Here is a 13015-nt window from a genome sequence, read left to right as displayed (position 1 = left end):
TTCCGCACCGAAGCTTCGGTGTCGGCTACCGAGTGTCGGTCAGTCAGACCACAGCGCGTCTCAGATCGGCAACTTCCCGCCGAACAACCCGTAAATGATCGACAGCATCGCCTTGAGCACCTGTGCCGACACATCCTGTCCCTCGCCGAGCATCAGCTGCGCGATGGCCGCCGGGTCCTCGCTGTTGAGCAGCTTCTGGACGAACGGGATCACCGCGGACAGCCCGCTATCGGGATCATCGGTGGTGCCCGCGGGTGGGGTCGTGGGCGCCGGGGCGTTCGGGGGTGCGGGCGTGTTCGGTGCCGCCGCGTTGGGTGCGGGCTTGGCCGCGTTGGGTGCCGGGTTGGGCGCGGGCGCCGGAGCTGCCGCGCCACCGCGGACGAAATTCAAGATGCCGTCGGTGATCGCCATCGCGTACTTGAGCTGCCCGTCCTTGGCAGACAACGACTTCGCCTCGACCGGGTTCGACAGGTTGCCCATCTCGATGAACACCGCCGGAACCGTGGTCAGGTTCACCGCGGCGATGTCCGGACGGGTCTGGATGCCGTTGTTCACGCCGGCGTAGTTGGCCGGCGGGAAGCCCGCCTTGACGAAGGCATCCCGCATCAACGACGACGCCTTACGCCCGTCGCCGCCCTGCACCCGGTTCACCGTGGCGTTGGGGATCGGCAGCGTCGGCACGATCATGTGGAATCCCTTTTTGCCGGCGTCGGAGCCGGCGGCGGTCGAGTCGGCGTGAATGCTCACCGACACCGCGGCCCCCGACTTGCTCGCTGCGGCGGCACGCTGGTCGACGCAGCCACCCCAGCCGGTGTCGTCGGGCCGGCTCAGCTGCACGCGGGCGCCCTGACTCTCCAGCCCGGCCTTGACCAGCTGCACGACCTCCCAGTTGATCGTGTGTTCGGGCACGCCGGTGACCGCGGTCGCGCCGGTGGTCTGGCAGTCCTTCTTGCCGCCGCGACCGTCGGGCACCTGCGCGTTGAGTGCGTGTCCGGCCGCGCTGCCCTGATGCCCCGGGTCCAGGAAGATCGTCTTGCCGAGCAGCGCCGTGCCTGCCGGCGCGGGGGCCGCGGCGGCGGTGGGCGCGGTCAAGGTGGCAACCGTCGCCGATCCGGTCGCGACGGTGAGCGCGGAGAGCACGGCGACGGTCATCCGTAGCCGACGTTTCACTGCAATCTGGGTCATGGTCGTCTTCGGCACCGGCCGGTCGGCGATATCTGCATCGCCGCGGCATGGCGCCGCTCCCCTTTCCGTGATGCAACACTGGTCACATTAGTCACACTTGTAACAAGTGAAACAGGCTTGCGCGGCTTTGGAAAATTCGCGACCTGGACCGACCGAAACCGTTAGGGAGCTGTGATCAGGTAGCGCGTGATGCTCAGGATGCCGTGTTCGTCGTCGACGCCCTGGTCAACGGCCGCGTCGAGCCGGTCGCGGACCTCGACGTCGTCGAGACCGACCCCGATCGCCACGATGCTGGTACTCGGCGACTGATCGCCCCACGGACCACGCTGGACCCGGATGAAACCGCCGACTGCGTGCACCATGAACTTCTGCCGGTGCCCGGGTACGTCGAAGGCGACGACACCCTTGATGCGGTAGCAGCCGGCGGGTGGTCGCTCCAGGAATCCGGCCAGGCGCCGCGGATCCATCGGACGCTCGGTGGCGTACGCGATGGTGCGGTATTGGTCGTGCAGGTGGTGGTGATCGTGCTCATGCCGATCGGCGTCCGTCGAGGTCCCGCACTCGGCGAAGAGTTCGTCGAGAGTCAGCTGACCACTGCGTGGTGCAGCGGAGCCCGGCCGTTCCGGATGATCGAACAACATCTCGGAGTCGACGACAGAGTCCGTGGTCGCCACCATCGGAGCGGTGTCGTTGCGTTCGACGATCCGCGCGCGAATGCGCTCGAGGTGCGCGGTGTCGACGAGGTCCACCTTGTTCAGCACCACCAGGTCGGCGATCTCCAAATGACGGTCGATTTCCGGATGCCGCTCGCGCGTCTGCTCGAAGCCTGCCGCGTCGACGACGTAGACGAGTCCGCCGTAGCGCAACCGGGCGTCGGCGATCCCGGTGATCATCCGGACCAGCGCACGCGGTTCGGCGATACCGCTGGCCTCGATCACGATCGCGTCGATCGCCGCCGCCGGGCGCACCAGTTGGTCGAGGGCGGCCTGTACGCCGTCGGCATCGACCGAACAGCACATGCATCCGTTGGACAGACTGACCGTGCCGTCGGCCTGTCCCGCGATCAGCATGGCATCGATGTTGATCGCACCGAAGTCGTTGACCAACACCCCTATTCGCGTGCCCGACGCGTTGCGTAGCAGGTGGTTGAGCAGGGTCGTCTTGCCGGAACCGAGAAACCCGGCGACCAGCACCACCGGGATGGGCGCCCGGCTCACGAGGATGTCACCGCGGCCTGACAATCCACGCAGAGCACCGCGAGGTCGCGGCCGAGCTCATCGGGATAGTTCGCCACCGCATTGGTGGACGCACCGCAGCGGGTGCAGGTGCCGATCACCGCAGCGTGGTCGGAGAAGTCGACCGTCATGCGGTCGTCGAAGACGTAGAGCGACCCCTCCCACAGGCCGTCGTCGCCGAACTCCTCGCCGTACCGCACGATGCCGCCGTCGAGCTGATAGACATCGCGAAAACCTCGCGCCCGCATCAGACTGCTGAGCACCTCGCAGCGCACGCCGCCCGTGCAGTAGGTGATCACCGGGCGGTCCTTGAGGTGGTCGAGGGCACCGCTGTCGAGGATCGGGACGAAGTCGCGGGTGGTTTGCGCCTCGGTGACCACCGCACCGGAGAACCGACCCAACTCGGCCTCGATGCCGTTGCGGCCGTCGAGGAATACGACCTCGTCGCCGCGTTGCTCGACGAGGTCGTGGACCTGTTGCGGGGTCAGATGCGTACCACCGCCGACCACTCCGTCGGCGTCGACGCGCACCTCGTCGGGCACCCCGAAGGTGACGATCTCCGGGCGCACCCGAACGGTCAGACGGGGAAAGTCGTGGCCGGTGCCGTCTGACCATTTGATGTCGGCATTCTTGAATGCCGGGTATGCGCGGGTGGCCTTCACGTAGCGTTTCACCCGTCCGATGTCGCCACCGACCGTCGCATTGATGCCGTGGGGTGACACGATGATTCTGCCGAGCAGTCCGTGTTGTTCACAGACGGCCTGCTGCCACAGCCGAATGGCGTCGGGATCCGGCAGGGGTGTGAACACGTAGAACAACACGATCTTGGGGGTCGACACAGTGCAAGGGTACGGACCTGCCCGGCGCCGGTCGGTAGGCGTCGTCATCGCAGCCGTGCTGGTGACCGTGCTGGGCGGCGGCATCACGGCGTGCTCATTGTCGGCCGACACCCGACCGTCGGAAATCGTCTTGCCGCCGACCGATGTGTTATCGACAGAATCGGCAACCGAAACGACGACATCGGTATCGCGGGCGCCGATATCCGCCACCGCACAGAATCTTCCGGATTGGACAATCGGGCGCGTGATCGCTTTGGCGCCGCGCGTGGACAATTCACGCTATCGACAGGGGTCGGTGACCCCGCAATCCCGGCTCCGCAAGACGTCGGGGTTTCACTTCTCCACACCCGATCGCGCGGTGAACTGTTCCACGGGTGCCAATGACCCCGGCACACTGTCGTGTCGAATCAACAGTGAATCGTCACGCGGCCCGCGACCGCGCGACACGCCGACTTCATGTTCGTGGGCACCCAATCTTGTGACACTGAACACCGATGGCCCGCAGCACGGCGCATGCGCAAATCAGCACCCTGTCCTCTTCCGGAGTTCTATCCTCGCCTACCGCTACACCATTTCCGTGTCGCGGTTTTCCTGTCTCTCCGACACCACCGGATTGTTCTGTCTGGAATCGGAATCGAATACCGGATTCGCAATCACGCCAACGGGATACCGCAAGATCTTCGCGGCGGATCGAGCGCCGGCATCACTGGTCGGAATACCGGACGCCGAAACCACCGATCCAATAACCGCAACACCCACCACCGCGGCGGAAACAACGGCACCCGCGCCGCCCACTTCCTGAGTTGTGATTATCGGCGACCCCATTCTTGACATACCCCGCAGAATGGTTCCGTTCTCAGCTATTCCTTAATCCTTCCCGCTATCATGAGTCCGATCTACTTTGTGCAACAAACGCCGCGACAAGTTCAGCCCGCGCTACGCCCAAACCGATCGCGAACTAATTCTGAATACACGTGACAGGAGTTCACCATGGCGAAGAAGGAAATCGTTCAAGTCATTGATGACATCGACGGCAAGGTTCTCGATGATTACGAAACCGTCCGGTGGTCGCTGGACGGCAAGACCTACGAATTCGACACCTCGTCCAAGCACGCTGCACAGTTCCGCGATTCTCTGACCAAATACATCGACGTCTCCCGTGTCACCTCGTCGCGAGGCATCAAGCGTGCTGCTCCTGCGTCGGGCGGTGCCCGCAGCAAAGAGCAGACCAAGGCCATTCGCGAGTGGGCGATCACCAGTGGCTACGAGGTCAGCGAACGCGGACGTATCCCGTTGAGCGTGATCGAGGCGTTCGAAGCCGCTCACTGACCTGAATCGAGCGGCCTCGACTGCTCCCGACGCTCACCCGAACCCGGACTCAGACCGCCACGAGTCCGGGTTCGTCGCGTATGTCGGCCGGCAGGTCGTCGGCCGGCGCACCGAGGCCGAGGTGCTCGCGGAGTGTCCGCCCCTCGTATTCGCGCCGGAACAGGCCGCGGCGCTGCAGTTCCGGGACGACGTAATCGACGAAGTCGTTGAACGTGCCGGGAGTCTGCGCGCTCGACACGATGAATCCGTCAGCCTCCCCACTCGTGAACGATTCCTCGATCTGGTCGGCCACATCGGTGGCCGTTCCGACGAACTGCGGCAGCAACACACCCTGGGCATACAGTTTCCCGATGTCGCGCAGCGTCAACCGGTCGCGTTGACTGAGGCGTCGCGCCACGTCGAACAACCCCTGCGTGCCACTGACCACCACGTCCTCGACCGGTGCGTCGAGGTCGTATTGGGAGAAATCATGGTCGGTGTGCACCGACAGGGTGATGAGCCCCGAGATCGGGTCGGCGAGCTCATTGTGGAATGCCTGCTTTTCCCGTGCGATCGATTCGGTCTCCCCGATGAACGGGATGAACGACGGAAAGATGTTGACGTGATCGGGATTTCGACCGAAGTTCACCGCACGGGACTTCACGTCGTCGTAGTAGGCACGGCGGCCCTCCGGTGTCGGGTCGATCTCGAAGATGGCCTCCGCCCAGCGCGCGGCGAAGTCCTTCCCGGTGTTCGACGCCCCGGCCTGGATCAGCACGGGTCGGTGCTGCGGTGATCGCGGCTGGTTGAGCGGGCCTCGGGTGCGGTAGTAGCGTCCGTCGTGATCGACGGTGCGGATCTTGTCCGGGTCTGCCCACACGCCCGATTCTTTGTCGGCGGCGACCGCATCGGCATCCCAGCTCGACCACAGTTTGACCGCGGTCTGTACGAATTCCTCTGCGCGCAGATACCTTTCCTCGTGCTCGACGTGCGCATCGAACCCGAAGTTGCGGGCCTCGGCCTCCGAGAGCGAGGTGACAATGTTCCACGCTATCCGCCCGCGGGTGAGGTGGTCGAGCGAGCCGAACACCCGCGCGACCTCATAGGGATGAAAGTAGGTGGTGGACTTGGTCACCGCGATCCCGAGCCGGGTGGTGACCGCGGCGATGCTGGCGGCCACCAGCGACGGATCGATGGTTGCGGCCGCCTGCGTGCCCCGCCGGAACGGCTCGGACTGATCGCCGCCGAAGCGCACCGGCGCGGCGAGGAGATCGGCGAAGAAGGCGAAGTCGAACTTGCCGCGCTCGAGGATCCGGCCGACCCGGTGATAGTGCTCGGGGCCGAAGTAGTCGGTCTCCGATCCCGGATGCCGCCACGCGGCATGCGAATGGGTGACCGGTGAGGCGATCAGAAAACCGCCGAGGTGGAGCTGTCGGGTCATCGAGAATCCTCGTATCGTCGGGAAGCTTTGCGCCACAGAGTCAATCGCGCACTGCCCGCGGCCGCCACGGTTGAAGTCAGTGTGGGCGCAAACTCCGGTGACCGGCATATTCGGGTCCGCCCAGACGATGCGCGCGGTCCGCCGAAGACGCACGCTGTGCACATTTCAGCGTGAGTAGGTGACTGACTTCTCGTTACCGGCGCCACTACGCTGACCTCATGACGAACTTCGCGCTCGTGCCGGGCGCCGGCGGCAGTGGGTGGTACTGGCACCGGGTGGTGCCCGAACTCGTCGCCCGCGGCCATCGCGCCGTCGGGCTCTCGCTGCCGTCCGGCGACGACACGGCCGACTTCCCGGCCTACGTCGATGCGTGCGTGGAGCAGTTGACGGTGGCCGGTATCGGCGACGACACCCTCGTCGTCGTGGGTCAATCGCTGGGCGGATTCACCGCGCCGGTGCTCGCCGAGCGCCTCGACGCCGACCGAATCGTGCTGCTCAATGCCATGATCCCGCTCCCCCGCGAAACGCCGGGCCACTGGTTTACCACCAGCGGAGCGGGCGCGGCACGCGCGGAACTGGCTGCCGCACAGGGACGCACGCTGGGCGACGACATCGACGTGATCGCGGATTTCTTCCACGACGTACCCGAAGATGTTGTGTCCGAGGCCCTCTCACAAGGTGAGCCGGAGCAGTCAGAGTTCATCATGGGTTGCCAAACCCCATTCGACGCGTGGCCGGCGCCGGTCCGGGTGGTGTCCGGCCGCGACGACCGATTCTTCCCGTTCGACTTCCAGCGGCGCATCGCCGCCGAACGCCTCGGCGTCGACGTCCACCCGGTTCCCGGCGGACACCTCGCCGCCCTGGCGTGCCCGGTCGAGGTCGCCGAAGCCCTGATCGTCGATAACCGATGATCCGACCGGGTACTGACCTGACACCGTGTGGTGTGCGGACGAGAAGATGAACGACTGGGTGTTCACCGCCCTCGGCACACAGTGGACGATCACCACACCGGAGCCGTTGCGCGACAAGGTAACCGAGGCCATCAGGACGGAACTCGAGCGGATCGACGTCACCTGGTCACGGTTTCGCGACGACTCAATGGTGGCCGAGATGGCTCGGCGGCCAGGGAGGTATCCGATATCGGCGGCCGATCAGCCGCTGATCGATTGGTACCGGCGACTCTATGAGGTGACCGAGGGTGCGGTGTCCCCCTTCGTCGGTCAGACCCTGGCCGACGCGGGGTACGACGCGGCGTATTCGCTGCGGCCGGCGGCGACGATCAGCGTCGTCCCATCCTGGGAGTCGGTCCTCGCGGGACACGCCAGCGCGCTGGATGTCCGGTCGCCGGTACTGATCGACGTCGGGGCCGCGGGCAAGGGCTTCGCGGTAGACCGGGTGGCCGGCATCGTCGCCGACCATGCCTCGGAGTTCATTGTCGACGGCAGCGGCGACATGGTGTTTTCCGGGTGCTCCGATCCGGTTCGGGTGGCGCTCGAACATCCGCAGGATCCGACGATGGCGATCGGCGTCGTGGAGATGCGTGAGGGTGCTATCTGCGCGTCGGCGAGCAATCGGCGGGCATGGGCGGACTGGCACCACATCGTCGATCCGCGGTCGTCGTCGCCGACGTGGAATGTGTTGGCGACCTGGGTGCTCGCGCCGACCACCATGGTCGCCGACGGCCTGGCCACAGCGTTGTTCTTTACCTCGGATTCGGTACTGCGGGAGCGTCTCGGTCCCCCCACCGATCGCTTCGGGCATCTCACCGTCACCCGCGACGGTCACATCGAGCAGACCGAGATTCCGGGATTGGAGGCCTTCTGGTGACCCGGCGGCGACCATGGCTCGTGCACACCGACGCCTTCACCGGGTACTGAGTCGGCTCATTCTGGGCATCACCCCTGTCGAGCCTTGAACCGCGGGTCCTTCTTGTTGATGACGAACACGCGGCCGCGTCGTCGGACGACCTGGGCGCCAGGCTTCTGTTTCAGCGACCGGACGGAGTTGCGTACCTTCATGTTTCCTCCTGGGAATTGTCAGCGCATGCCGTAGCGACGGCGGAACTTCTCGACTCGACCCTCGGTATCGAAAGTCCTTGCGGTGCCCGTCCAGAACGGGTGCGACCGATTGCTGACCTCGACGATGATCAACGGATAGGTGTTGCCGTCGGTCCAGACGGTCGTCTCGGATGTCGTCACGGTCGACCGGGTGAGCAACTCGTCGCCGGTGGACGCGTCGCGGAAGACAACGGGGTGGTAGTCGGGGTGAATGCCGGATTTCATATCAGTCCTCCAGGTTGGACGATGGGGAGTCGGCCGGCGACAACGCCACAGCCGACTCGGTTGGTTCACACGGATCGGCATGGAAATCACCGAATGGGTCCGGGTACGCCGCCCACAACTCAGGTCCGGCCGCGAGCTCGTCATCGGTCAGACATGCTGCACGCAAGGCGGATTGGATGTCCTCCGGGTCGGCACGGTGGCTGAGGACCACGATCGAGGTGTGCCGGTCACCGAAGTCGTCATTCCACCGCAGCGCCGCCATCGCCCGCCGATCAGCCGACTCCTGTGCCAGTTCGTCTTCCGACATCGCGGCGAGCCACGGTCCGCCGAGAGCCACCCGGAGTCCGCCGCCGGCAGATTCGATCCAGAACGCTTCGTCGTGCTGCGAAGCCAGCCAGAGGCGACCCCGTGCGGTGACCACACCGTCGAGGAGGATGTCGACGGCCTCGTGGAGGCGCTCCGGATGAAACGGACGATCTGCATGGAACTCGACGATCGCCACGCCGCAGTCCTCGGCCAGTGGAGGCTCGCCGAAGAGCAGCGGATCATGAGGATCGTCGACGCGTCCGCGTCGCGCAAGGGGGCCGATCGCGGCGAGCAGCTGCGACGCGAGCGGCGAGGTGATCGGCCGCTGCGGGAGCTCCATCATGATCGGTGCCGAGGGCGCGAGCCGTCGTAGCACCGCCATCAATCGGGCAGATTGCCAGGCGTCGCGGTGGGCCGGGTCGCATCCCGCGATCACCAGCGCATCGGCAAACCGCACCTGCCCAACTGCCAGCTGCGCGATCGTCCGCTCGTCGTCGACCGGCCCGGAATCCTCCGCCACGTTCACATCTCCGATGGCAGCATCGAGCCATTCCGACTCGTCGACGCAGGTCACCGTGGCCTGCAAGCGCACATCGTCGCCTGCGGGCGCGTCCAGGAAGCCTGGCATGTCGGCGACGATGACCTCGTTGATCGCGAACGCCACCGCTTCGGGTTCCATACAGCGATCGAGTGCCACGACGATGGTCTCGACCTGCGATCGCCGATGAAGACGACGCAGCATCGGGAGTAGGTCTTCGCGCAGCGTGCAGTTCGCGCACCCATGCGCGAGCCGAAGTTCGGTTGTCGAGTATCGCTGGCCACCGTCAAGATCGACCGAGCACACCGTCCGGGTGATGATCCCGTCCCCGACACATGACAGATCGTGGTGCACCAACGCGGTGCCCGCGACCACCAGCGCCTGTGCGGTGCGTCCGATCGCATGATTGTCGAGGCCCGACACCAGGATCACCGGGGTTCGAGTGTCTTTCACCAGACTCCTCCAATTGGCAATGATTTTCATTTAGCTGACGAGGACGATACAGTCGATAACGCGTTATTGCGAATCGTTGTCATTAAGCTCGCCGATCGGCGAGACAGAAAGGGAGAGGACATGTCGGCACACTGCCAAGTCACCGGACGCACACCCGGTTTCGGCAAGCAGGTATCGCACTCACACAAACGCACCTCACGTCGCTGGAACCCCAACATCCAGCGTCGGCGTTACTTCCTGCCCAGCGAGGGTCGCTACGTGACGCTGCGTGTCAGCGCTAAGGGGATCAAGACGATCGACCGCCGCGGCATCGAGGCGGTCGTCACCGAGATCCGTTGTCGTGGGGAGAAAATCTGATGGCCCGCAACGAAATTCGACCCATCGTCAAGCTCCGGTCGACGGCCGGTACCGCCTACACCTACGTGACCCGCAAGAATCGCCGCAACGACCCCGACCGCCTGGTGTTGCGCAAGTACGACCCGGTTGTCCGCCGGCACGTCGATTTCCGAGAGGACCGCTGATGGCCAAGAAGTCGAAGATCATCCGCAACGAACATCGCCGCGCGATGGTCGCCAAGTACGCGGCCCGCCGCGCCGAGCTCAAGCGAACCGCGCTCACCGCGGCCACCGAAATCGAACGAGCAGAGGCGCGTCGCGCTCTGCAGGCGCTGCCTCGAGACGCGAGCCCCACCCGTCTCCGCAATCGCGACGCCGTCGACGGCCGACCCCGCGGCTACATCGGGAAAGCCGGACTCTCCCGCGTCCGCTTCCGGGAACTCGCCCACCGAGGCGAACTACCCGGTATCTCCAAATCGAGCTGGTGAGAGGACCCGATGTCACCGAAACCCACCCGGCGCCGCTTCCCCGAGGCTCCGAAAGCACGCCCACGGAACAAACTGCACACGATGGGCGTGAGGGGTCCCATCGACTACAAAGACGTCGCCCTGCTCCGGCAGTTCCTATCCGACAAGGGTCGGATCCGATCCCGCCGGGTGACCGGACTGACCCCTCAGCAACAGCGACAGGTGGCGACGGCCATCCGCAATGCCCGCGAGATGGCACTGCTCCCGGTGTCGTCGCACTGAACGGCTGGTTACATCCACCGGATTTGGTTGCCCATGTGGCCATGGTGTAGTTTTCCCTTTGCGCTCGTAACGAGCGCAAACCGAATACGGGGCTATGCCCCAGCTGGTAGCCCCCCACACTGGCAGTGTGGGGGCCGGGGGTTCGACTCCCCTTAGCTCCACCGAAAAGGCCAGGTCAGACTTTGTCTGACCTTGCCTTTTTCAATATTTGGTATCGGTGTCAGCGCTTCACAAGCGTGAACACTCCCCAGCCGAGATACTCGCGTGTGTATCGCGTGTACTGCACGGGCTCGGCGGCGAGTTCGGCCCGCACCTCGCTCGCCATCTCGTCATCCGGCGCCGAGTCCAACCAACGCCGCATGTTGAGCCACTGGGCTGCGACGTACCGATCCCAGCTGTCTTGGTCGGCCAGCAGCATCTCCACGACGTCGTACCCGAGGTTCTGCACTTGTGTGATCAGATCCGGCAGGAGCAGGAAGTCGTCGACCGACGTTGCATGACACCCCTGGGCGGTGGCGTCGTCGGGTGGGGTGTGACGCCAGTATGGTTCACCGATCAACATCATCCCGCCGGGGGGGATGCTCTGGCTAAGCAGTTCGGCCGTGCCTGCGACACCGTCCCCGATCCAGGTGGCGCCGACGCACGCGGCCACATCGACCGGCGCGTCGGCGATGTGGCCGGCGGCGTCCCCGTGGACGAAGTCGACCCGATCGGCCACCCCGAGTTCGACTGCGCGGGCACGGGCTTGTTCGGTGAACGCCGTGCTGATGTCGACACCCGTGCCCGTGAATCCGAGATCCCGCGCCCAGGTGCAGAGCATTTCCCCGGAGCCGCTGGCAAGGTCGAGAACCCGACTCCCTGGGGGAAGCCGAAGCGATTCCCCCAGAGCGGAGAGTTTCTCGGCGGTCAAGGGATTGTGAATCCGGTGGCTGCTTTCGCGGATGGTGAAGATACGAGGGAGATCCATGAATGGGGTCCTTTCAGTCATGATTTGAAGTTCGGGGAACGCTTGAGGGCGCGGATGTGGCGGGAAATCTCTTTCCTCGACCGTTCGAGCTCGGCACGCAGCCGCGCATCGGTGCGCGCCTGCGCATGTGCGTTCTCCCGTTGCAGACGGTGGAAGTTGTCCACGCGCCGCCGGGTGATGTCCCCGGCTTCGACGGCGGCCAGGACGGCACAGCCTGGCTCTGCGACATGAGCGCAATCGGCGAATCGGCAGGCCTGCGCCAGCTCGGTGAACTCGGCGAAGGTCCGATCCAGGCCGTCGTCGGCGCCGGGTATGCCGATGCCGCGCAGACCTGGCGTGTCGAGGAGAACCCCACCGTGAGGCAGTGGCAGCAACTCCCGCCACGCGGTGGTGTGGCGGCCTTTGCCGTCGCTGTCGCGAACCGCGCCGGTGGCCAGTAGATCCTCACCCAGCAGGCGGTTGCCGAGGGTGGACTTCCCGACGCCGGAGGGACCGAGCAGGACGATTGTGCCCGTCAGGGCTTCGACGAGTTCGTCCAGTCCATTCCCGTGGCTGGCGCTGGTGAGGATCACCTGCACACCGGGAGTCACCTCGGTGACCTCGGCAAGCGCAAGCGCGGTGTCCGCGCACAGATCGCCCTTGGTGAGCACCACGACCGGGGTCGCGCCGCTCTCCCAGGCGAGTGTGAGCAGTCGCTCGATCCGTCCGGGTCTGACCCGGTCGGAGAGGGAAACGACCACCGCCACGGTGTCGACGTTCGCGGCCAAGACCTGGCCGTGGGAGGTGCGCGATGCGGTCGCGCGAACCACGACCGTACGACGATCGAGTACCTCCTCGACGACGGCGGGAGCGTCCGCGGTCGCCGGCGACAACGCCACCCAGTCGCCGGTGGACGACGTGCGGCCGTCGTCGGCGTTCGACGGTGGACGAACGGAGGCTCGGACCGGCCCGGCATCGGTGACGATGTCGCATCGGCCGCGGTCCGTGCGAACGACACGTCCGGGAATGAGGCCGTCCGCACGGAGTCCGACAAATGACCGTTCTCGTTCGTCGTCCCAGCCGTAGTCGGCGGTGCTCAGCGTTCGGTCAGGCGAGATGGATTGAGTACGTGAAGAATTCGGATGATGAAACATGGATTGACACCCTTGAGAGGGGGTCTCGCCGGCGAGCAGACACGCCAGAGCCGCTCCAGTGACGGAGTGGTGAGCAGTAAGAAGCTAGGACGAGACCCGGAGATTGCGAATGAGCCGGACACCGCACAGGGCGGTTGTCACCATGACAGTCATCTTGCATCTACTCCGAGTTCCATGTGGGCATGAGTGCCCTATATCGGCAACCTAGCACATCTGTCGCGTGCACGCAGACCGATCACCGATC

At 65.2% G+C, this 13015-nt stretch carries 17 protein-coding genes; 8 read left to right on the top strand and 9 right to left on the bottom strand.

From position 1 onward, the window contains the following. Window positions 1-60 precede the first annotated feature (60 nt). From AAFP30_RS01570 to AAFP30_RS01560, 3 genes are all read right to left on the bottom strand, one after another. A complete protein-coding gene (locus AAFP30_RS01570) occupies window positions 61-1185 on the bottom strand; it encodes an N-acetylmuramoyl-L-alanine amidase (RefSeq protein WP_419228069.1) in 1125 nt (374 codons plus the stop codon). Window positions 1186-1346: 161 nt separating this feature from the next. Next, complete coding sequence (locus tag AAFP30_RS01565) at window positions 1347-2402, bottom strand: CobW family GTP-binding protein (RefSeq protein WP_419228068.1); 1056 nt, start codon at window positions 2400-2402, stop codon at window positions 1347-1349. Beyond that, window positions 2399-3259 carry a rhodanese-related sulfurtransferase gene (locus AAFP30_RS01560; RefSeq protein ID WP_419228067.1) on the bottom strand — a complete coding sequence of 287 codons (861 nt, stop codon included), beginning with the start codon at window positions 3257-3259 and terminating at the stop codon, window positions 2399-2401. The genes AAFP30_RS01565 and AAFP30_RS01560 overlap by 4 nt, the downstream gene beginning before the upstream one ends. A 55-nt stretch (window positions 3260-3314) precedes the next feature. On the opposite strand from AAFP30_RS01560, the gene AAFP30_RS01555 reads away from it, so the two are divergent. Next, the gene (locus tag AAFP30_RS01555) at window positions 3315-4061 is read left to right on the top strand and encodes a hypothetical protein (protein WP_419228066.1); all 747 of its coding nucleotides are present in this window, start codon (window positions 3315-3317) and stop codon (window positions 4059-4061) included. Window positions 4062-4249: 188 nt separating this feature from the next. Further along, window positions 4250-4588 (top strand): histone-like nucleoid-structuring protein Lsr2, encoded by a 339-nt coding sequence (locus AAFP30_RS01550; RefSeq protein ID WP_419228065.1) that lies wholly within the window; start codon window positions 4250-4252, stop codon window positions 4586-4588. 49 nt (window positions 4589-4637) lie between these two features. Here AAFP30_RS01550 and AAFP30_RS01545 read toward each other — a convergent pair whose 3' ends face one another. Next, on the bottom strand, window positions 4638-6008 hold the full coding sequence (locus AAFP30_RS01545) for an LLM class flavin-dependent oxidoreductase (protein WP_419228064.1): 1371 nt from the start codon (window positions 6006-6008) through the stop codon (window positions 4638-4640). 218 nt (window positions 6009-6226) lie between these two features. On the opposite strand from AAFP30_RS01545, the gene AAFP30_RS01540 reads away from it, so the two are divergent. Together AAFP30_RS01540 and AAFP30_RS01535 are read left to right on the top strand one after the other, a co-directional pair. Beyond that, a complete protein-coding gene (locus AAFP30_RS01540; protein WP_419228063.1) occupies window positions 6227-6919 on the top strand; it encodes an alpha/beta fold hydrolase in 693 nt (230 codons plus the stop codon). A gap of 46 nt (window positions 6920-6965) precedes the next feature. Beyond that, window positions 6966-7835: an FAD:protein FMN transferase gene (locus tag AAFP30_RS01535; RefSeq protein ID WP_419228062.1), complete on the top strand. Its 870-nt coding sequence runs from the start codon at window positions 6966-6968 to the stop codon at window positions 7833-7835. Between the two features lie 68 nt (window positions 7836-7903). Here the strand turns inward: AAFP30_RS01535 and ykgO are convergent, their stop codons facing one another. Genes ykgO through mrf form a run of 3 tightly spaced genes read right to left on the bottom strand, consistent with a single transcriptional unit; the run spans window position 7904 to window position 9617 of the window. Beyond that, window positions 7904-8026, bottom strand: a complete 123-nt coding sequence (ykgO, locus tag AAFP30_RS01530) for a type B 50S ribosomal protein L36 (protein ID WP_419228061.1) — start codon at window positions 8024-8026, stop codon at window positions 7904-7906. Between the two features lie 18 nt (window positions 8027-8044). Continuing rightward, window positions 8045-8290: a type B 50S ribosomal protein L31 gene (locus AAFP30_RS01525; protein ID WP_419228060.1), complete on the bottom strand. Its 246-nt coding sequence runs from the start codon at window positions 8288-8290 to the stop codon at window positions 8045-8047. Between the two features lies 1 nt (window position 8291). Further along, complete coding sequence (gene mrf, locus AAFP30_RS01520) at window positions 8292-9617, bottom strand: ribosome hibernation factor-recruiting GTPase MRF (RefSeq protein WP_419228059.1); 1326 nt, start codon at window positions 9615-9617, stop codon at window positions 8292-8294. Between the two features lie 90 nt (window positions 9618-9707). On the opposite strand from mrf, the gene rpmB reads away from it, so the two are divergent. The 4 genes from rpmB to rpsR are packed head-to-tail and all read left to right on the top strand — an operon-like array spanning window position 9708 to window position 10671. Next, window positions 9708-9944: a 50S ribosomal protein L28 gene (gene rpmB, locus AAFP30_RS01515; RefSeq protein ID WP_419228058.1), complete on the top strand. Its 237-nt coding sequence runs from the start codon at window positions 9708-9710 to the stop codon at window positions 9942-9944. Continuing rightward, a complete protein-coding gene (gene rpmG, locus AAFP30_RS01510) occupies window positions 9944-10108 on the top strand; it encodes a 50S ribosomal protein L33 (RefSeq protein WP_419228057.1) in 165 nt (54 codons plus the stop codon). Before rpmB ends, rpmG begins: the two co-directional genes overlap by 1 nt. Then, window positions 10108-10410, top strand: a complete 303-nt coding sequence (rpsN, locus tag AAFP30_RS01505) for a 30S ribosomal protein S14 (protein ID WP_419228056.1) — start codon at window positions 10108-10110, stop codon at window positions 10408-10410. Before rpmG ends, rpsN begins: the two co-directional genes overlap by 1 nt. A 9-nt stretch (window positions 10411-10419) precedes the next feature. Further along, window positions 10420-10671 carry a 30S ribosomal protein S18 gene (gene rpsR, locus AAFP30_RS01500; protein WP_419228055.1) on the top strand — a complete coding sequence of 84 codons (252 nt, stop codon included), beginning with the start codon at window positions 10420-10422 and terminating at the stop codon, window positions 10669-10671. 220 nt (window positions 10672-10891) lie between these two features. On the opposite strand, the gene AAFP30_RS01495 is transcribed toward rpsR, so the two are convergent. Together AAFP30_RS01495 and rsgA are read right to left on the bottom strand one after the other, a co-directional pair. Next, window positions 10892-11638 carry an SAM-dependent methyltransferase gene (locus AAFP30_RS01495; RefSeq protein ID WP_419228054.1) on the bottom strand — a complete coding sequence of 249 codons (747 nt, stop codon included), beginning with the start codon at window positions 11636-11638 and terminating at the stop codon, window positions 10892-10894. Between the two features lie 17 nt (window positions 11639-11655). Beyond that, window positions 11656-12771, bottom strand: a complete 1116-nt coding sequence (rsgA, locus tag AAFP30_RS01490) for a ribosome small subunit-dependent GTPase A (protein ID WP_419228053.1) — start codon at window positions 12769-12771, stop codon at window positions 11656-11658. Window positions 12772-13015 lie beyond the last annotated feature (244 nt).

The organism is Gordonia sp. CPCC 205515, from assembly GCF_048537925.1.
Classification (GTDB): Bacteria; Actinomycetota; Actinomycetes; order Mycobacteriales; family Mycobacteriaceae; genus Gordonia.
The sequence above is the reverse complement of the archived record's forward strand: the minus strand, read 5'-3'. Positions and strand labels throughout refer to the sequence as shown.

What these genes read in the sequence shown, in the direction of transcription:
- AAFP30_RS01550 (WP_419228065.1), top strand. Translation starts at nt 4,250, where the DNA reads ATGGCGAAGAAGGAAATCGTTCAAGTCATTGATGACATCGACGGCAAG.
- ykgO (WP_419228061.1), bottom strand. Translation starts at nt 8,026, where the DNA reads ATGAAGGTACGCAACTCCGTCCGGTCGCTGAAACAGAAGCCTGGCGCC.
- rpmB (WP_419228058.1), top strand. Translation starts at nt 9,708, where the DNA reads ATGTCGGCACACTGCCAAGTCACCGGACGCACACCCGGTTTCGGCAAG.
- AAFP30_RS01540 (WP_419228063.1), top strand. Translation starts at nt 6,227, where the DNA reads ATGACGAACTTCGCGCTCGTGCCGGGCGCCGGCGGCAGTGGGTGGTAC.
- rsgA (WP_419228053.1), bottom strand. Translation starts at nt 12,771, where the DNA reads ATGTTTCATCATCCGAATTCTTCACGTACTCAATCCATCTCGCCTGAC.
- AAFP30_RS01545 (WP_419228064.1), bottom strand. Translation starts at nt 6,008, where the DNA reads ATGACCCGACAGCTCCACCTCGGCGGTTTTCTGATCGCCTCACCGGTC.
- rpmG (WP_419228057.1), top strand. Translation starts at nt 9,944, where the DNA reads ATGGCCCGCAACGAAATTCGACCCATCGTCAAGCTCCGGTCGACGGCC.
- rpsN (WP_419228056.1), top strand. Translation starts at nt 10,108, where the DNA reads ATGGCCAAGAAGTCGAAGATCATCCGCAACGAACATCGCCGCGCGATG.
- rpsR (WP_419228055.1), top strand. Translation starts at nt 10,420, where the DNA reads ATGTCACCGAAACCCACCCGGCGCCGCTTCCCCGAGGCTCCGAAAGCA.
- AAFP30_RS01495 (WP_419228054.1), bottom strand. Translation starts at nt 11,638, where the DNA reads ATGGATCTCCCTCGTATCTTCACCATCCGCGAAAGCAGCCACCGGATT.
- AAFP30_RS01525 (WP_419228060.1), bottom strand. Translation starts at nt 8,290, where the DNA reads ATGAAATCCGGCATTCACCCCGACTACCACCCCGTTGTCTTCCGCGAC.
- AAFP30_RS01535 (WP_419228062.1), top strand. Translation starts at nt 6,966, where the DNA reads ATGAACGACTGGGTGTTCACCGCCCTCGGCACACAGTGGACGATCACC.
- AAFP30_RS01570 (WP_419228069.1), bottom strand. Translation starts at nt 1,185, where the DNA reads ATGACCCAGATTGCAGTGAAACGTCGGCTACGGATGACCGTCGCCGTG.
- mrf (WP_419228059.1), bottom strand. Translation starts at nt 9,617, where the DNA reads ATGAAAATCATTGCCAATTGGAGGAGTCTGGTGAAAGACACTCGAACC.